Source organism: Ruegeria sp., assembly GCF_040830605.1.
Taxonomy (GTDB): Bacteria; Pseudomonadota; Alphaproteobacteria; order Rhodobacterales; family Rhodobacteraceae; genus Ruegeria.
Genome location: NZ_JBFOMD010000003.1, coordinates 465,088 through 481,779, shown reverse-complemented (window position 1 = coordinate 481,779; position 16,692 = coordinate 465,088). Strand labels below are relative to the sequence as shown.

The 16,692-nt window shown below is 58.2% G+C and carries 14 protein-coding genes; 9 read left to right on the top strand and 5 right to left on the bottom strand.

What is annotated here, in order from left to right; translation table 11 throughout:
* Window positions 1-23: 23 nt before the first annotated feature.
* The 3 genes from AB3N21_RS06255 (at window position 24) to AB3N21_RS06245 (ending at window position 4,701) form a co-directional block, all read left to right on the top strand.
* Complete coding sequence (locus AB3N21_RS06255) at window positions 24-3,059, top strand: AAA family ATPase (RefSeq protein WP_367934401.1); 3,036 nt, start codon at window positions 24-26, stop codon at window positions 3,057-3,059.
* Between the two features lie 170 nt (window positions 3,060-3,229).
* The gene (locus AB3N21_RS06250) at window positions 3,230-4,393 is read left to right on the top strand and encodes a hypothetical protein (protein WP_367934400.1); all 1,164 of its coding nucleotides are present in this window, start codon (window positions 3,230-3,232) and stop codon (window positions 4,391-4,393) included.
* Between the two features lie 134 nt (window positions 4,394-4,527).
* Window positions 4,528-4,701 carry a hypothetical protein gene (locus tag AB3N21_RS06245; RefSeq protein ID WP_367934399.1) on the top strand — a complete coding sequence of 58 codons (174 nt, stop codon included), beginning with the start codon at window positions 4,528-4,530 and terminating at the stop codon, window positions 4,699-4,701.
* A gap of 286 nt (window positions 4,702-4,987) precedes the next feature.
* Here AB3N21_RS06245 and AB3N21_RS06240 read toward each other — a convergent pair whose 3' ends face one another.
* Together AB3N21_RS06240 and AB3N21_RS06235 are read right to left on the bottom strand one after the other, a co-directional pair.
* A complete protein-coding gene (locus tag AB3N21_RS06240) occupies window positions 4,988-6,160 on the bottom strand; it encodes a glycerate kinase (RefSeq protein WP_367934398.1) in 1,173 nt (390 codons plus the stop codon).
* 62 nt (window positions 6,161-6,222) lie between these two features.
* Window positions 6,223-7,980, bottom strand: coding sequence for an SLC13 family permease (locus tag AB3N21_RS06235; protein ID WP_367934397.1), 1,758 nt, complete (start codon window positions 7,978-7,980; stop codon window positions 6,223-6,225).
* A gap of 620 nt (window positions 7,981-8,600) precedes the next feature.
* On the opposite strand from AB3N21_RS06235, the gene AB3N21_RS06230 reads away from it, so the two are divergent.
* The 5 genes from AB3N21_RS06230 to AB3N21_RS06210 all read left to right on the top strand — a co-directional run bounded on the left by AB3N21_RS06230 (window position 8,601) and on the right by AB3N21_RS06210 (window position 13,993).
* The gene (locus AB3N21_RS06230) at window positions 8,601-8,735 is read left to right on the top strand and encodes a hypothetical protein (RefSeq protein WP_367934396.1); all 135 of its coding nucleotides are present in this window, start codon (window positions 8,601-8,603) and stop codon (window positions 8,733-8,735) included.
* 313 nt (window positions 8,736-9,048) lie between these two features.
* Window positions 9,049-10,113, top strand: coding sequence for a hypothetical protein (locus tag AB3N21_RS06225; RefSeq protein ID WP_367934395.1), 1,065 nt, complete (start codon window positions 9,049-9,051; stop codon window positions 10,111-10,113).
* Window positions 10,110-11,636 (top strand): ABC transporter transmembrane domain-containing protein, encoded by a 1,527-nt coding sequence (locus AB3N21_RS06220; RefSeq protein ID WP_367934394.1) that lies wholly within the window; start codon window positions 10,110-10,112, stop codon window positions 11,634-11,636. The genes AB3N21_RS06225 and AB3N21_RS06220 overlap by 4 nt, the downstream gene beginning before the upstream one ends.
* A 1-nt stretch (window position 11,637) precedes the next feature.
* Window positions 11,638-13,221, top strand: a complete 1,584-nt coding sequence (locus AB3N21_RS06215) for an ATP-binding protein (RefSeq protein ID WP_367934393.1) — start codon at window positions 11,638-11,640, stop codon at window positions 13,219-13,221.
* Between the two features lie 100 nt (window positions 13,222-13,321).
* Window positions 13,322-13,993 (top strand): response regulator transcription factor, encoded by a 672-nt coding sequence (locus AB3N21_RS06210; protein WP_367934392.1) that lies wholly within the window; start codon window positions 13,322-13,324, stop codon window positions 13,991-13,993.
* A gap of 500 nt (window positions 13,994-14,493) precedes the next feature.
* On the opposite strand, the gene nqrM is transcribed toward AB3N21_RS06210, so the two are convergent.
* From nqrM to AB3N21_RS06195, 3 genes are all read right to left on the bottom strand, one after another.
* Window positions 14,494-14,724, bottom strand: a complete 231-nt coding sequence (nqrM, locus tag AB3N21_RS06205; RefSeq protein ID WP_367934391.1) for a (Na+)-NQR maturation NqrM — start codon at window positions 14,722-14,724, stop codon at window positions 14,494-14,496.
* A gap of 21 nt (window positions 14,725-14,745) precedes the next feature.
* On the bottom strand, window positions 14,746-15,771 hold the full coding sequence (locus AB3N21_RS06200) for an FAD:protein FMN transferase (RefSeq protein ID WP_367934390.1): 1,026 nt from the start codon (window positions 15,769-15,771) through the stop codon (window positions 14,746-14,748).
* A gap of 65 nt (window positions 15,772-15,836) precedes the next feature.
* The gene (locus tag AB3N21_RS06195) at window positions 15,837-15,998 is read right to left on the bottom strand and encodes a hypothetical protein (RefSeq protein WP_367934389.1); all 162 of its coding nucleotides are present in this window, start codon (window positions 15,996-15,998) and stop codon (window positions 15,837-15,839) included.
* Between the two features lie 147 nt (window positions 15,999-16,145).
* On the opposite strand from AB3N21_RS06195, the gene AB3N21_RS06190 reads away from it, so the two are divergent.
* On the top strand, window positions 16,146-16,670 hold the full coding sequence (locus AB3N21_RS06190; protein WP_367934388.1) for a CBS domain-containing protein: 525 nt from the start codon (window positions 16,146-16,148) through the stop codon (window positions 16,668-16,670).
* Window positions 16,671-16,692 lie beyond the last annotated feature (22 nt).

Genomic DNA, 16,692 nt, shown 5'->3' with positions numbered 1-16,692 from the left:
CCTGGGACAACTGGATAAAGCCCATGCGCTATTATTTCGATCGTTACCGCCTGGATGCGGAGCGTCGCGAGCTTCACTTTGGTTCGCAAAGGGTGCAACTCGCGCCCAAGACGTTTTCGGTCTTGCTCCATTTGGTTTCCAACAGTCACCGGATGGTTTCCAAGGCCGAGCTTTTGGATGCGTTCTGGGCGTCAAGTGTTTCGGAAAGCGTGCTGCAGACGACGATCCGCTTGGTGCGTCAGGCGATTGGTGACAATGGGCGGGACCAAAGGCTGATCCGGACATATCACGGGCAGGGCTTTCGCATTGCAGTAGATGTGATGACCGAAGAAGCCGCGCTGGATGGGGCTGAAGAAAAATCGGCAGCCACCGCGCCTGCGCCGACCGAGCCCGCGACCGGCGACTTTGAAGAGCGCCGGTTGGCCGCCGTTCTTGCGTGCCGTTTCAAGTCTTCCGAGCAGGTTGAGACCGATGCCGAGTCCGGGGAGGACCCGGAAATGGAATTTCTCCAGCAGGCGCGGCAGGTCATAGAAGCCCATGACGGCGTTCTTTTGCACACCATGCCTGACGGGTTTACTGCTGTTTTCGGCGCGGCGCGCGGGGTCGAGAACGGGCGGCACCGGGCGGCGCTGTGCGCCGAGGCGTTGAAACAAGAGGCTGACGCGCTGGATCTGGCCTCGGCCGGAACGACGCTGGGATTTGGAATTGACTGGGGCCGTTTTCCGATCGTAACGGGCGAGGACGAGGCGCCGTTCCGCGCCTTGCCGTCAGCCGTTCTGAAAACGGCGCTCTTCCTTGCTGGTGAGGCTGAGGCAGGACAGGTGATCTTTTCGGCCAAGATCGAGAAGGATCGAAGCAGGGCCACGGGATTTCGGGCCTTTCTCGGGCGTCAGGCGGAATTGACGCTCTTACAAGGCAACTACGAACGGGTCACCCGGGGGCAGGGTCAGGCCGTCGTCTTGTCGGGTCAGGCGGGCATCGGAAAATCCCGACTTCTGAAAGAATGCTTGAACCGTCTTGAGCACCCCGGCCTGCGAGTCCTACGGCTGGACTGCATGCCTTTGGCACGCAGTACGCCACTGGCAGTGTTCAGCCAGCTTTGTCAGGAAATTTGCGGCGAAGGCGGGTGCAAACTGACCCCCACTGACCCGCTGGATCAGGCGCTGCTGACGGATCTGCTGGATCCGAACCAAACAGATCGCGCTCAGCTGAGTGAGCTGTCTCCTCACATGCGCCGCCAACGCACATTTGCAATCATTCAGGATTTGATCGCCAGTCAGGCCGATCGGGGGGTCCTGGTTATATCTGTCGAAGACATCCATTGGATGGATGCGACCTCACGCGAGTGTCTGACCTATATTCTGCAGCATCTCGAAAAGATGCCGGTTTTCATCCTGCTAACCACTCGGCCCGCGCAAGAGATAGGGTTTGCGGAATGGCTGCCCCTGACCGTTCTACAACTGGCGCCGCTGGATCAGGAGGATTGCATCGATCTGGTCAAATCGAAACCCGAGCTTGGCGGGTTGAGCGAGGCCGATATTCTGCGGCTTGCCTCCCGCGCGGCGGGCAACCCGTTCTTTCTGGAAGAGCTTTCGATGGCGGTCGAGGTTGGCTCGGCCCCAGACGGAGGCTTGCCCGATACCGTTCAGGCTGTCATCGCCGCGCGCTTTGATAGTCTGGACACCGATGCGCGCAGTTTGTTGCAAGCTGCTGCCGTGGTCGGACCTGTCACGCCAGTCTCACTGGTGTCGCAACTGTTGGGCTGGACGGATACCCGTTTTGAGGCGGCGCAGGCCGAACTGCTGGGTGCGGGGGTTCTTGTCGAGGACAGCTTGCTGGGCCAGCAGGCGCTGCGTTTCCGGCACATACTCTTGCAGGAAGCAGCCTACGAGATGCTGGCCATGAATGAGCGTGTGTCACTGCACCGCAAGATTGCCCTCATCATCCGCCAGACCGAAACCGACCTGCACCCAGAGCGGCTGGCGTGGCACTTTCAGGAGGCCGGAGAAACCGCGCTGGCCGTGGATCACTGGACGCGGGCGGCCCGCTTGGCGCATCAGAGATCGGCAAGCCGAGAAGCCATCGACTTTGCCCAAAGCGGTCTGAGGCTGCTTGAGCCCGAGGCGGACGATGTCGAAAGCGTTCGAAAGCAGATGGAACTACAACTAACGCTGGCGCCTGCGCTGGCGGCTGCCAGAGGGTATGGTTCCGAAGACGTTGGTGCAGCATATCAAAAGGCACGTGATCTGAGTCGCAAGGCGTCGACGCCGCGCTCGGAGTTCCGGATGCTCGTGGGCCTCTGGAACTACAACTGGGTGCGTGGAAACCTGTCACAGGCCCATCGCCAAGCCAGCGAGCTTTTGGACCTCGCCAAGGCACAGGATGACCCGACCCTGCAACTGCGCGCGCTTGCCTGCATGGGAGAGATCCTGTTTCATGCAGGCAACCTCACCGAAGCGCAGACAAACCTGCAACGCGCCTGCTCGATCTATGATCAGTTGAAGCAGGTCAACGTTGCCTCACAGGTTCCCGCTGTAGCCTGCCATTCTTACGCGGCGTGGACCGCGAGCCTCATGGGGCAGTCAAAGCAGGCCCGGCAGTTTTCGAAGAAGGCAGGCGTCATCGCGCATGAACTGGTGCAGCCATTCAGCCTATCGCTGTTTTACGCACTCAGTGCAATGGTTTACGTGAGCGAGGGCGATATCGAAGAATGCCTGACGATGGCCCGAACCGGACGGGAAACCAGCGAGAGGGGCGGTTTCCCGTTTTGGCTCGGAACCTCTCTTGTTGCGGAAGGGTGGGCCGAGGCGCATCTGGGCGAAACAGATAACGGGCTTGCGCGGCTGCGGCAGGGGATCGAGGTGTTCGAGGACACCGGCGCGCGCATTCAACTCGCTAACTGGTACGGGTTGCTGGCCGAGGCGTTGCTTTGCAAGGGTGACGCGCAGGCTGCGCAGGATGCACTCGACACCGCGACATCCTGGGCGGAGGCGACCGGGGATGTGTTTTTCAAGCCCAGATTGGACCGAGCAGCGCGGAAATTGGCCAACCTGGCATGAATTCGTCATGAAATGCTCAGAACCTGCTCAGGACCAGTTTGGCCCGGCAGGATTATCCTGTTTGTCACGTAAGCGGCACCATTAGGCCGCTGTCTGACGCATGCGCTACGCGTGCGCGGCCCCTCATATTTTCGAGGGAGAGTGAGTGAGTTTTAAGAACGGGTGTTCCAATGGTGATTAAGAACCACATGAAAGAGCTGTGGGAAAAGGAAGAGAAAACTCTATCCAAGGAACTTTCCACAGCATTGACCAAGGAGCTGAACGGCAAGGACGTTAAGAAGAAAATTGACGCCCTGAACCAGGAGTGCAACAGCTCGAAAAAACCCACAAAAGAGCTTCTGAACCTTTACAAAAAGGAACTGGATACCCGCCTGAAGGCCAAGACACGAACCTATAGCGGGATGGACCTGGAAGGTTCGGTTTCTGTTAAGTCCAAATCGAAAGGGTGGCAGGCGTCGGTCGATGCAACCGCAGAATACGTCACAACCTGGCGCGGAAACGTCAAACACACGGCGGCCGCGACCGACACGTTCCAGACCATTGCAAAGAAGTACTACGGCCATGAGATGTACTGGGAGGTGCTGGTTCAGGCCAATCAGTTCTGCTTTCACGAGGGGGCTGTCATCGACGTGCCGATGATCGAGGTGATCAAGGATACCTATTCCGGCAAGGCCAAGCCCAAGAGCGGCGGCAAGACCAAACCGGCCAAGGTTCTCTATCCCGAAATAGCCTATAACTTCGACAAGACAAAGGCGGTTACCACGTATCACATGTTCCCCGGCATCCCGCTGCTGGTTGAAGTCAAGTATGAGTTCAAGGGTGAGATCACGCTCAAGAAGGCGGGAACGATCTCATCCAGCTTCAACCTGAAATCACACGAAGCCGAAATGACCAAGAAGGCCAAGGGCCTGACCGGCAAGCTGACGCTGAACAAGTTCAAGCCCACCGGCGTCGGCTATGCGGTCGATTTTCTGGGCAAGAAATGGACCGCTGCGGTGTCGCTGACCAAGGACGCATCGGCCAAGGTGGAGATTGCGCCCAAACCCGTCACCTTCAAAGTTGGCGGCGTCGATATCGAGGGGAAGGTCGGGATCTCGATTGAAATCAAGGTCTATCCGACCAAGACCTACAAGCCCCCTCCGGTGCCCCAACCGCATCCGATCTACGAGTTCGCTGAAGACGTCCTGAAGGTCGTTATCACGGTGGAACTCCTCCTTACGGGGGTCGGACTGTTGCCGGCGGCCCGTGGCGGGCCGGTGCCGCAGCCGGCAGGCGGTGTGTATTCCGCCGGGCCGGTTCCTTACGGCGTCTATGACCCCAACGGTGTCATATAGCCGGTTCGGATTTTTCGCTGCGGGAGTGGGATATCGACCCCGCGACTGGCTCGGGTCCCACCTTCCGCCGCGCCGCATTCCGGCACATGTTCTCAATCTTTGAACAAGGAACAGATAAAATGGCCATTCCAACTATGTCCCACACCGTCAAGAAGGGTGAGACCCTCATTGGCGTCGTCAAGAAACACGGCTTTAACGGGAAGGCGTACAAAAAGATCTACGACGCCCCGTATAACGCCAAGCTGCGCAAGAAGCGCCCCGATTCTGAGGGTTCAACCCCGGCATGTGGTGGCCCGGATGCAGGCTGAGTCTTTCTTGCTCTGAAATCCAAGCGCTCGTTCGGCGTGATCTAGCCGAGACCGAGGATCGAACATGCCGTGCGGCCCGTGGATGGCCAAATAGCGTAGGAGACAAAGCGACAAACGCGAAGATCGTCACGTGTCGCCGGTCACTGAGAGTTCGAGTGCAGCAGAGGGCGAAGCGTGGCTTCACTGGCATGAGAGAACCTGACCATGAAAGTGTGACAGTCCAATTTGTCAGCGATCGGCTTGGCGCAACGCTGGTGAAAACACCATCGCCAGCGTTGCGGTTGTGTTATGCCGCGCTCTGCTTTTCCGAAATGTGCAGTCCGACGGACAACATGCGCATCGCGTCTTCTGCGGCGCGGCGGAGGAGGCGTTCTCCGTCGCGGATGGCATCTTCCAATGTGCACGGCCGCTTCAGGATTGAGGCAAAGGCGGAAATCCCGTGATCAAACGTTTGATCGACACCTTTTCCTATCGTTCCCGCAAGGGCGACGGTGGGAATACCTCGCTCGGCTGCGCGGCGAGCCACTTCGCAGGGCACCTTGCCATAGGGGCTCTGACCATCGAGGCTGCCTTCTGCGGTGATAACCAGATCGGCCTTCCCGAGGAGGCGGTCGAAATCGAGGTAGTTCATCACGATATCGAACCTCGGATGAAGCGTGGCACCTGCAAAGGCAATCAGGCCCGCGCCCAATCCGCCCGAGGCGCCCGCACCCTGCGCCTCGCCAACATCAAAGCCGGTTTCGGCCCGGATAGCCGTGGCCCAACGTTGCAGAGCGGCGTCAAGGTAGTCGACCTGATCCGGTGTCGCACCCTTCTGAGGACCGAACACCCGGGCGACACCGCGTGGGCCCAGCAACATGTTGTGCCAGTTCACCGCGGCATCGATCTGGACGGTCTTGAGGCGTGGGTCCAAGGTGGACAGATCAATCCGGTGGAGCCACATCAGTTCAGCCCCGCCGCGCCCAATCTCCGCTCCCTCTTCGTCCAGAAGCCGTGCCCCGAGTGCTTGTGCCAGGCCGGCTCCGCCATCGTTGATGCCACTATCACCGCAGCCAACAAGGATTTGTTCCGCGTCGGCATCGAGCGCATGCAGGATCAACTCGCCCACACCGAAAGAGGTGGTCAGCATCGGATTGCGCTGGTCGCGCGGTACCAGCGACAAACCCGCTGCTGCCGCCATCTCGATCACAGCCGTGCGTGGGCCCGGCCCGCCGAGAAATCCAAAAAAGCTGTCCACGGGGTCGCCGACGGGTCCGGTGACCCGAGTTGGGATGATTGTGCCGCCGGTCGCACGTACCAAGGCCTCGGTGGTGCCTTCGCCTCCATCGACCATGGGGGCCTCCAGTATTTCCGCGTCCGGCATCGCGCGAAGGATCCCGTCCGAGATGGATTTGGTGACGTCGGTGACGCAGAGTGACTCCTTGAAACCGGACGGCGCGACAAGAATAGTCATGGTCATGTTCGAGTATCCTTTTTTGCTTGAGGGTTGCAGGTTGGTAGGGAGGGTCTGGTGAGCGTCAGTCATTGGAAGAGACGGGAAAGGCCGCGTTCGATCTGCTTGCCCGCGGTGCGAATGTCGGTCCCGGCCTGACGGAGATCTTTCCGCACCCGTGCGATAAGCGGTGGTTCTGATCGGGTTGGTGCCGAAGCTTCGCGGCGAACCGGTACTAGGGTGGGGCGGGCCGGTGCATTTGCTGTCTGTTTGGGCCGGGCCTGCGGGCGCAGGCTGGAAACCGAAACCAATGCTGGGCGCTGATCGTGCTCATCGGCGATTGCAGAACGCTCCTCCAACGTCAGGGGTCGCGTTTCAGTTGTGGCAGAGGACGTCGCGCGGTTCTCGGGAGACAACGTCTCCAACTGGTTTGGCCAAACCCACAGCGCAAATACGCAGATCAACCCGATTTTGATCGGGGCAAGCGGGAGCGCCAATTTGAACAGGTCTTTCTGCGAAAAGCCGGCGTCTTCCCTCAGTCCGAAGATGGCGACAGGTTTTGCACTGACCATCATGGTCTGGCAGAACCCGGTGCCCATGACGGCAATCAAAATGGCGAGAGTCGCGTCATGTCCGAAACCGGCAACCGGCAGCGCCAGGGCCGGGATCAGGATGGCAGCGCGGGCTGAGCGTGACGTGATCGCGAGATGAGATGCCACCGCAACAATTGACAGAAAAACCACGGCAGTGCCGGTGTTCGTTGCGACCGCTGCTGGAAGCAGCTTCAAAGCGGCAGCTGCCAGCCAACGGTCTGCACCTGTGTCGATGACGGCGACAGACAGCATGAGCGTGGCCGCCATATAGAGCACTAGCTCGACATCGACCGATCGAAAGACCTCCTTCGGCTTTCGCTCGCAAAACGGAGGAAACAGCAGCAAGACAGCACCGCCAATCGCGACAACTGCTTCGTCAAGCCCGTGAAGGGGTTTCGCGATCCACAATCCGACGAGCGCGATGAGGACAATGAGGATACGCCGCTGGATGGTTGAATACCGTCCACGGTTTTCGGACGGCGTGATATGCGCCAGCCAAAGGCGCTGCGGGATGAAGATCACGAAAATTAGGATCGTAGCCAGAAAGACGGAGCCTGCCGCAAGAGGCGCGGCGATCTTCAACCATTCCAGGTAGCCGATCTGGGGGCCGCCGGTGGCGCCAATGGCCTCAACGGCGACGACATGTGCACCCGCGCCGATGAGCGAACCGCCCGCCGACAGCAAGATGGCTGTGGGAAACAATAGCGCCAGTGGTTTGGTCAGGCGAGGGTTCGGAAGCGATCCAAGCAGACCCACGAAAACCGGCAGCAGCAGCGCCGCGCGCCCGGAAGTGCTTGGCAAAAGGAAGGCTGTAGCCGAGATGGCCGCCCCGGTCGCTAGAAAGAACGGCAGGACACGCGGAGCGCCGTGTGTCAGGGGGGCGACCAGACGCTCTGCCAGACCCGCCTCCTTGACCACTGCTGCAATGACAAAAGCTGCGAGCAGAAGCCAGACGATCTTTTCGCCGAGCGTATTGGTGAGCGCCTCTTGCGGTTGGGCACCGGTCACCACAAGAGCCAAGGCAGCGGTCAACGCCACCAAGCTGTCGGGTAGCCGCGTGGCAACCCAGCCCACGACGGCGAAAACAGTGACTATGAGAACGATCTTGGCGTCTTGCGCCAATCCTGACGCTTTGAACCAGATGGCTGCTCCTACAACCGCGCCGATTGCAGCCGGAAGCAGTGCCGATTTCAGGCCTTCGGGCAGCTTGGGAAGTGTGAAGTCCAACGGCGCGTTATGTGATGTTGTTGTCATCGGTGGCCTCTTTTCGTCAGCGGTCGCGTCCGGATGGCGAATTGAATAGAGGCGGGGGCTGACGACCGTGCGGTCAGTGTGATGAACGGCAGATGCCGAGGTTTATGAACGTTTTATGACAACCGGCTTCTTGCGAGTTGCGAAGGCTGAGCGTGCCGTCTACTGAGTTGGGTTCACAACCCTGACACTTCGATTACACGTGCCAAGAAAAAGTGCGATGAGTGAGACAGAAGAAATGACCGACTACCGCGTTCATCTCACGTTCATCTTTCTGAAAGAGTGCGTTTCATCTTTTGGAGTAATATTGTTGGTTCGGACCGGCGAGACGCTGGTTTGAAGCATGTATTGGCGAGCAGGGTATATCAGTGTCAAAGCATGATTGTTGGGGGGTGCATAAGATCAGGAAGACGCACGGCAGATTGCCAACTGCGTTGTGTATAGTCGTCGCGTTACTGATCGGTTTCGGTTTGACGGCGCAAGCGAGTGCGCAAACCGCAAGCTTTCGGTCCGTGGACAGGAATGCCGACGGTGTGTTGAGCTTTAATGAACTTGTCGACGCCTTTGGTCAGGCTGGTGCGAGAAGGCTGCTCGAAAGGTCCGATCATAACGGAGATGCCCGGTTGACCATACCCGAACTGCGATCAAGCCGGGATGACGATCGGTACAATGGCGACGACAGAGATGATCGGAACGACGACGATGATCGCGACGATGACAACAATGGCGATGGCGACGGGGATAATGGCGACGACTAGAGCGAACGAATCTCACTGCAAATGAACCGGCGACTGGTCAGGCAGAGCTAATCTCATTCCACTTCAATTAAAGCATATAATACTTTGATTTACAACAAAAAAATATCGTTATTTCATTGTGCGCGGCCTCGCAGCTGGGCAAACTGAATCCTAGTGAAAATGCTGGATCGTATGAGGGGGTTTCCACTCATCCCTAATACGCGTTCATCTGATGTTCATCTGATTGCATGCAACGCTTTCATCAGGCTTTGCGATTGTTCTCACAACAGGCTGGCAAAAGCGATGCAGCGAAACGCCAGCTAGGGAGCAAGGCATGAAACAACTTTCCCAAATCACTCCGTCCATCTGCGAGATCGCAAAATGGGCCTTCACAACTCGGAGGGTTAATCGTTCAGATGTGCATGGCCTCTCCACTCAATTGCGCCATGCGAAAGCAGGTGACCTAATTCTCTGCGAAATCGTCGAAATCGGGCACCACAAAAAAATTCAGCTGGCCGAAAGGCGTGCCTCGATCAGCTATCCGGGTGACTTCGTTGTGCTTTGTCTTGGTGACCGCTACGCACCTGACCAGTTTCTCGCCAGCGCGGTCATTGACGACGATCTCATCGACCTTGTGGCAGGCGGCGGCGTCGCTGGTCGGGTTGATGCCGCCCATGAATTCATGGACGATCCAACCCGGTTGAAGCCGTTGGGTCTTTTGACCAATGCGACGGGCCATACGATCAACGTTGCCGACTATGCGCTGCCTGCCTTGCCGGCCAATGATCGTGTAACGGTCATCGGAGTTTTCGGCGCGTCGATGAACTCCGGCAAGACAACAGCGGCCTCAAGCCTTGGGCATGGCCTCATGCGTGCGGGTTATGCTGTGGCTGGCGTCAAGGCTACCGGCACTGGAGCTTTCGGCGATTTCAACAGTTTCGAGGACGGGGGCGCCCCTGCGTTGGACTTTACCGACGTGGGCATGGCGACAACCTTCCGCACGCCATTGGAACGGATCGAAGCGGGTTTCGACACTTTGGTCGCCACCGCCGCAGAGCGGGGGGCCGAAGTGGTCGTCGTCGAGATTGCAGACGGCGTTTTCCAACAGGAAACGCGCGCAATCCTGCAGTCTTCCTGCATCCGCGACCGGCTGGACGGCATCCTTTTTGCGGCACCTGACGCGCTCAGTGCATTGGGCGGTGTGACAGTGTTGAAGAGGGTAGGGCTCAGCCCCTTTGCCATCTCCGGAATGATCAGCTGCTCGCCAATGGCGGCGGCAGAAGCCGCCGAAGTCACCGGTCGACCGATCTTGTCGCGTGAGGACCTGTGGTCGCCCGAAGTGATCGCGCGTCATGTCGCACCTCTGATGCGTGGCGAACCGGAAGATGTGGCCGCATGACTGTCCTTCCACCACTCACCACAAGGGACCGCGTCATCGACGCGGTCCTCGTGGTTTCCTGCGGAATAGGGCAGGCGGCGGCCCTGGCGGTGGCAGCATTCGCCACACGTGACGGTTTCGCCGCTCTGCATTCCGGCAACGGCTTGGCGGTCAGCACGGTGATGGAATTGTCAGTCTCTGGTGTGATTGCCGCCTTGTGTTTTCTTGTATCTCGTTACCGTGCAGAGGCATTGGGACAGAGTTACGCAATTTCGCTGCGGCGCGCGCTGTATCAGCAGATTGCGCGCCTGCCGAAATCTCGGCACGAACAGCGTCGTGTCGGGGCTTTGTCATTGAGATTTGTCGGCGATTTGTCGGCCGCGCGCCTGTGGTTCGGGCGCGGATTGCCCGATGTATTGTCTGCCTCTGTTGTCCTACCCGGCGCGATTGCAATCTTATTCGCTCTCAATCCCGTTCTTGCAGGTGTCGGTCTTGTGCCACTTGGTGTTGCTTTGCTTGTCATGGGTGCTACTGCCTGGCATTTGGGGCGCCGTCACAGCCAGCTCAGGCGGCGCAGAGCCAGCATAGCGATCTCCATGATCGAGCGCATTGCCATCGCACCAGAGCTGGATCTTTTGGGGCGGACGGACAAAGAGCTTCGCAGGCTTGACGCCCAGGGCGCATCGCTGCGAAACGACGCTTTGGCTCGTCGTGGCAAGACATCCAGCCTGCAGGCCATTCTACAGACGGGCGTCGCTCTTTCCGGTCTCCTGATGCTCTGGCTTGCCGGCCGGAGCGGCATCGCACCAGCAAGTGTTGCGGCGAGCCTCTCTGTTCTTGGTCTGATCGCGCTGCCCCTGCAGGAGCTTTGCTCTGCCTGGGATCACTATTGCGCCTGGCGGGTGGCGCGGAGGAAAGCCGAAAGGCTGCTTTCGGAGCCGATCGTAAAGCGACGGAGGCCTCGTAAGCACAAGTCAGTGATCGTCGAGGTGCGCGGCACACTTGGTCGCGAACCAGTAGCGTTCACGGCGAAGCAAGGCGCAGTGACCCGCATGCGCGGCGAACACGCCCGTGTCCTGGCGCGGTGCATTTCCGGCCTCGATAAATACGAAGGCCTGGACGTCCTTTATGACGGGCAACGGAAGACCCCGCGGATCGCCTATATCGGAGATGATCACATAGGGCTCCAAGGCAGTTTGCGGCGGTCCGCAACACTCATGTGCCGCAACCGCCCGAACGACCGGAAGGTCGCCGAGGTTCTTCGCCGTTTTGGTCTGGGTGATCTTCTTGCCGCGCCCCGCGGCCTCGACCAGCGCCTGTCGGAGAATGGCAATGGTTTGTCTGCTGAGCATTCAATGAGGCTGGATCTGGCGCGTGCCGTGTTGGGCGAGGCCGACGTGGTCGTCATTGCTTCGCTGAGGTGGTGGTCAGGTGGGAAACGGAGCGACTTGTTGGAAACTCTCCGCCGCCAGTCCGCAGCAACCGTCATATTGGTCGAAACGGAAAACGCTCATAGTCTTAAGAAAAATTCGAAGGTCATCTGACATGCGTTCATCTACTCTCTTTGGAATCTACGCCACCGTCATCATCGGCCTTTTGGTGGGGTTGGCGGGGCTCACGCTCTATAGCCTTGAAAAGTCCCGCTGGTGGGATGCGCGCACCCAGCTTGCACAGGAATCATTCGGGTTGCACCTGAAGCTCGAGGCGAATCTCTATCGTTTGTTCAAGCAGCACGGTGATGCTTTGCTCATCGGGGATCGCGACGGTGGAAAAGGGGAGAGCGCCCTTAAGGCAAAGATCGCGCAGAATCTGGCGGACATTCGTACCGTCATTGCGCGCGAGATCCAGATGGCCGGCGAAGAGGAAATCGAGGAACTGGAACTTCTCGACGAGATTGAACGGGATATCCAGTCCGTCAACGCGGCTATCGCGACTCTTACCGCAACTGGCGATCCAATCGAGACATTCGTTCAGATCGAGCGTTTGGCCGCCTTGCTGGACGGTGATATCGACGATGAACTTGATCGCAAGATCCAGGCGGCGCTCGAAGAAGAACTGGAAGAAGTCGAAGAGGTGATTGCGGAGTCAGCTGCTTTTCGGACCTGGAACAAGCAGTTGGTTTACCTGATCACACTGGTCGCGCTTGCGACGCTGATGGTGGCGCTGGTGTCGTTCAATGGCCAGATCAGACAGCCGTTGATCCGTCTGTCAGAAGGCATAGGCCGTTTGCGCAACGGCGATTATTCTAAATCAGTAAATCTGGGGGGGAGCCGGGAGTTTCGGGATCTGGGCGGCGTTTTGGACAACATGGCAGAAGGTCTCGCCGCACGCGAGGTAAGCCGCGCGGAGCAGAAAAGGCACCTCGAGGAGACGGTCGCAGTACGAACAGCCGAACTTCAACAACTGATCGACAAACTTGAGACCGGCGAAGAAAACCGGAAACAGCTTATGGCGGATATCAGCCACGAATTGCGAACACCGTTAGCGATCATCCTTGGCGAGGCCGACGTCACGCTGCGGACATCGGGCAAGTTGAGTACGGATGTCTCAGACTCCCTTGCGCGCATTCGTGATTCCGCTAAGCACACAAACCAGATTGTCGATGACATGTTAACCGTGGCACGTTTTGAGGCCGGGCAACTGAGGCTGGATCGGAAAGAGACGGATCTGCGCAAAGTGTTGCGGGATGCCGTGGCGATGTTCCCGGGTCAGGTTGAGGTCGAAAGTCCCAATACCCAAATCCGTGCACCCGCCGACGAAGTTCGGCTCCGCCAGTCCGTACTCGCGCTGCTGCAAAATGCGCGTCGCTACGGCGGTCCGACTATATTAGCGAAATTGGAAGAAAGCCCAACAGAGTATACTATTGCCATCGAAGACGATGGCCCCGGCCTCAGCACTGCGGAAAAGTCGCAGGCGTTCGACCGGTTCTTTCGCGGATCAAATGCGTCGGGGCAGGGCATCGAGGGGAGCGGCCTTGGGCTGCCTGTTGTGAGGTCCATTGTCGAAGCCCATGGCGGCACGGTCGACCTGCTGGATCGCGACGAAGGCGGCCTGAAAATCGTAATAGCTTTGCCAAAAGAGCCCCGGATGAAAATTGTGTCCACCAACACACCGCGCAAATCCGCTTAGTGCTCAGTGATCATAAACGAACACCAATTACAGGATATTAAGTCATGCAACAGGTCGCGTTTAGATATCGGGGGAGAGCCGGACAGTGGTGGTACTGTATATGAACATCCTGCTTGTCGAAGATGAGGCGCGTGTAGCCGATTTCATCCGTCGCGGCCTGGCTGCAGAAGGTTGGTCCATCGATCATGCAGCAAGCGGCGAAGATGCTCTCGAACACGCCGCGACCAACACCTATGATGTCATTCTGCTGGACCTGATGTTGCCTGGCATTCAGGGGCAGGATGTGTGTCGCAAGCTACGAGCCCGCAAGTCGAAGACGCCCATTCTGATGTTGACAGCGCTAGATAGTCCCGAGGAAAAAGTAGAGGGGTTGAAGATCGGGGCAGACGACTATCTGCCAAAACCCTTCGACTTCGACGAACTCATTGCTCGGGTTGAGGCGCTGCACCGCCGCGCCAACGGGTATGCGGCGGGTCTTGGCGACACTATCATTACTTGTGGAACGTTGACCTTCGATCGAACATCGCTGCAGGTCTCAATCGCCGGAGAAGAGATTCAGTTGTCCAAAAAGGAACGCGATCTGCTCCTTCTCTTTCTGACAAATGTTGGTCGCGTTCTGTCGCGAGAACGGATTCTGAACGCAGTCTGGGGCCTGAATGCCGATCCGCTGACAAACGTTGTCGATGTCTATGTAGGGCGTCTCCGTCGCAAGATCGGTGCAGAAGGTCAGCGGATCGTTACGCTCAGGAATGTTGGATACAGGATGACGTGAGCGACCTAGCATTCGTTTCCGCCGAACGGGCGGGGGTTGTGTCGAGTCAGGTGGCTAGTTTTCGGCCGTTTCTGAATTTATGCCCGGCGTGTTTGCGATCTTGCCGACCGGGACTTGCGCTTTCAGCATGTCCTCAATTGCACGCCGCTCGGATAACCCTAGGTCCGTGTCTGACGTCGCCCGTTCTCCTTTCTTTTCAGCAAGATATGGGATTTGTCGCAACCCACTCCAGAATGTGCCTCCCATCGGCCTTTGCAGCCTTATAATCATGATTATGGTAAATAATTGCCAGTGACTGCCTCGAACGTGTGCCTCGATTCCCTTAATCGGACCGAGCGGAAGTTTATGGCGATAAAAACTGATGAAGCAAGTTGGATCGACGTGTCTCTGATCTCATGCAGTTTACTGCTGAAATCAGCACCGGTGTGTTTAGAGGAAGAGTTGCTGAGCCCCCAATAGACGCACTTTACCGGCATGGGCGCCAGCTAAGCGGGCTCCGTTTACTCGTCCATGTCGGCCAGCATTTTCAGTGCGCGCGGACACTGCAGTTGGTCGCGCAAAGGGCTGTCAGGGTCGATGTCCTTTTGGCACACCACACATTTGTCGGCGCCTGAGATCGCGTTGAGTCCACCGCAGCTACCTTTGATCGTCTTTCCCATCAGCATGACACCCAGCGACATACCGACCATCACGATCAGCAGAAGTACGAAAGCCAGAAGAAAAGTGGTCATGGTCGCTAGTGCCTGTTCGGGTCAGTTCCGCGCCAGCACATCCTTGAACGCGCTGCTTTGTACAGTGATATAGGCTTCTTCGCTATCTGTCACATCTCGCGAGATGAAGAACACGGCAAGTTTATGGGCCTCGGCAACCTTCATGCCGGCGTCTTGGCCCATCGCCAGCATCGCTGTGGCCCAGGCATCCGCCATCATCGCGTTGTCAGCCACCACCGTTACCGAGGTCGTCCCGTGCGCGATCGGGCGCCCGGTGGTCGGGTCGATAATGTGGGAGTAACGTACTCCGTCCTGTTCAAAGAAATTTCGGTAGTCGCCCGAGGTCGCCATGCCGAGATCACTGACGGGGATCACCAACTGCACCGTTTGCGTACCCGGCTCGGGCTTTTCGATGCCAATTCGCCACGCCTCACCCTCATCATTTTCACCGCCGGTCACCAGGTCGCCGCCAATCTCGACCATATAATCCTCAATGCCCGCCGCTTCGAGCGCCTCCGCTATCGCGTCGATGCCATAGCCTTTGGCTATGGCTGCAAGGTTGATCCCGACCCCCGCATCGGCCTTGGACAGTGTTTTGCCCGACTGGTCAAGCTGCAGCAGGCTCCCCTGCCCCACACGTTCGAGCGCTTCGGCAATGGCTTCGTCTGAAGGCACCGGGTCTTCGGGTTTGCGGGGACCAAAGCCCCAAAGCTCGATCAGAGGCCCGAGTGTGATATCGAATTTGCCATCGCTTTTGCTGTGCACGTCATTGGCAGCGGCGATCACGGTAGCGAACTCGGCCGAAACCTCGACAGGTGAGGTACTGTCTGAGGCCGAGAAAACCGATACTTCGGAATTCGGGTCCCAGTTGGACATTTTGGCGTTCACCGCGGCCAGGGTTTCTTCCACTGCAGTACCCAGTTCTGCCTCGTCCAGATCCTCGCCAATCGCGATAATGTTGTAGGTGGTTCCCATTGTCTCGCCCGACAGGCGGACGACCTCGGGTTCCTTGTCGAACAGACAACCGGGGATGAGCAGGATCAGAGCCAGGGCAGACCAGCGGCGCATGGTGGGGACCTCCGAGAAGACAGCACCCGGCGTATGCCAGCGGCCCCTTTCGAAGTCAAACCACCTCAGTATTTAAGCGGCAGAAAAGCGAGCACCATCAACCCCAGCGCCGCCGGAACGCCGTAGACCCAAGCACGGCGCTGCCAGCCGTGGCTTTGCTCCTTCCAAGCCAGCCGGAATCGGTGGCCGCACACAACCACCGCAAACACGATGAGCGCTCCGGTCAAAGGGGTCAGGTGTAAACTCTGCAAACTGCTGATATCCTTTGATTTGCGCCCCTGAAGCGGGATGTGACGCATTTCACTCTATACACATCACAGCCCTGCGGTAAGGTGGAAGGGAAGACCCAATTCCCGCACAGGAGGAGACCGATCATGGCTCCAAGCTCATACCAAGCGCCCAAGCGTGGCGACAAGGCCGAGAAAGTCACTTACAGCCAGACGACCGAGTCGAATTTGTCGCATACGCAAACAACCGTTTCAAAGCTGCTTGAAGGCAAGGGTGATGCGGTGTTCTCGGTGCGCCCGACCGAGACCATCCGTGAGGTGGTCGGCTTGCTCAAGGAAAAACACATCGGTGCTCTGGTCGTAACCGATCAGAACGGCGCGCTGATGGGGATTCTGTCCGAGCGGGATATTGTACGGCGCATGGCCGAGACACCGGGTCAAACACTGCCTCAATCGGTTGAAGATCTGATGACCCGCGATGTTCAGACCTGCTCACCAGACGACTATCTGATGGATGTCCTGAGTCGGATGACAGAAGGCCGGTTCCGCCACATGCCCGTGCTGAAGGATGGTAACCTTTGTGGCATGATCACAATCGGTGATGTCGTACACTTCCGCCTTAAGGAGCTCGAATATGAAGCCCTGCGCATGAAGCAGATGATCGTCGGTTAGGGCTTCTTTTGCAGTCGGCGAT

Bases quoted from the DNA above. Each gene is read 5' to 3' on its own strand.
- AB3N21_RS06200 (WP_367934390.1), bottom strand. From the start codon at position 15,771: ATGCGCCGCTGGTCTGCCCTGGCTCTGATCCTGCTCATCCCCGGTTGT.
- AB3N21_RS06245 (WP_367934399.1), top strand. From the start codon at position 4,528: ATGTCCCACACCGTCAAGAAGGGTGAGACCCTCATTGGCGTCGTCAAG.
- AB3N21_RS06250 (WP_367934400.1), top strand. From the start codon at position 3,230: ATGGTGATTAAGAACCACATGAAAGAGCTGTGGGAAAAGGAAGAGAAA.
- AB3N21_RS06235 (WP_367934397.1), bottom strand. From the start codon at position 7,980: ATGACAACAACATCACATAACGCGCCGTTGGACTTCACACTTCCCAAG.
- AB3N21_RS06190 (WP_367934388.1), top strand. From the start codon at position 16,146: ATGGCTCCAAGCTCATACCAAGCGCCCAAGCGTGGCGACAAGGCCGAG.
- AB3N21_RS06220 (WP_367934394.1), top strand. From the start codon at position 10,110: ATGACTGTCCTTCCACCACTCACCACAAGGGACCGCGTCATCGACGCG.
- AB3N21_RS06225 (WP_367934395.1), top strand. From the start codon at position 9,049: ATGAAACAACTTTCCCAAATCACTCCGTCCATCTGCGAGATCGCAAAA.
- nqrM (WP_367934391.1), bottom strand. From the start codon at position 14,724: ATGACCACTTTTCTTCTGGCTTTCGTACTTCTGCTGATCGTGATGGTC.
- AB3N21_RS06255 (WP_367934401.1), top strand. From the start codon at position 24: ATGCGCTATTATTTCGATCGTTACCGCCTGGATGCGGAGCGTCGCGAG.
- AB3N21_RS06210 (WP_367934392.1), top strand. From the start codon at position 13,322: ATGAACATCCTGCTTGTCGAAGATGAGGCGCGTGTAGCCGATTTCATC.
- AB3N21_RS06240 (WP_367934398.1), bottom strand. From the start codon at position 6,160: ATGACCATGACTATTCTTGTCGCGCCGTCCGGTTTCAAGGAGTCACTC.
- AB3N21_RS06215 (WP_367934393.1), top strand. From the start codon at position 11,638: ATGCGTTCATCTACTCTCTTTGGAATCTACGCCACCGTCATCATCGGC.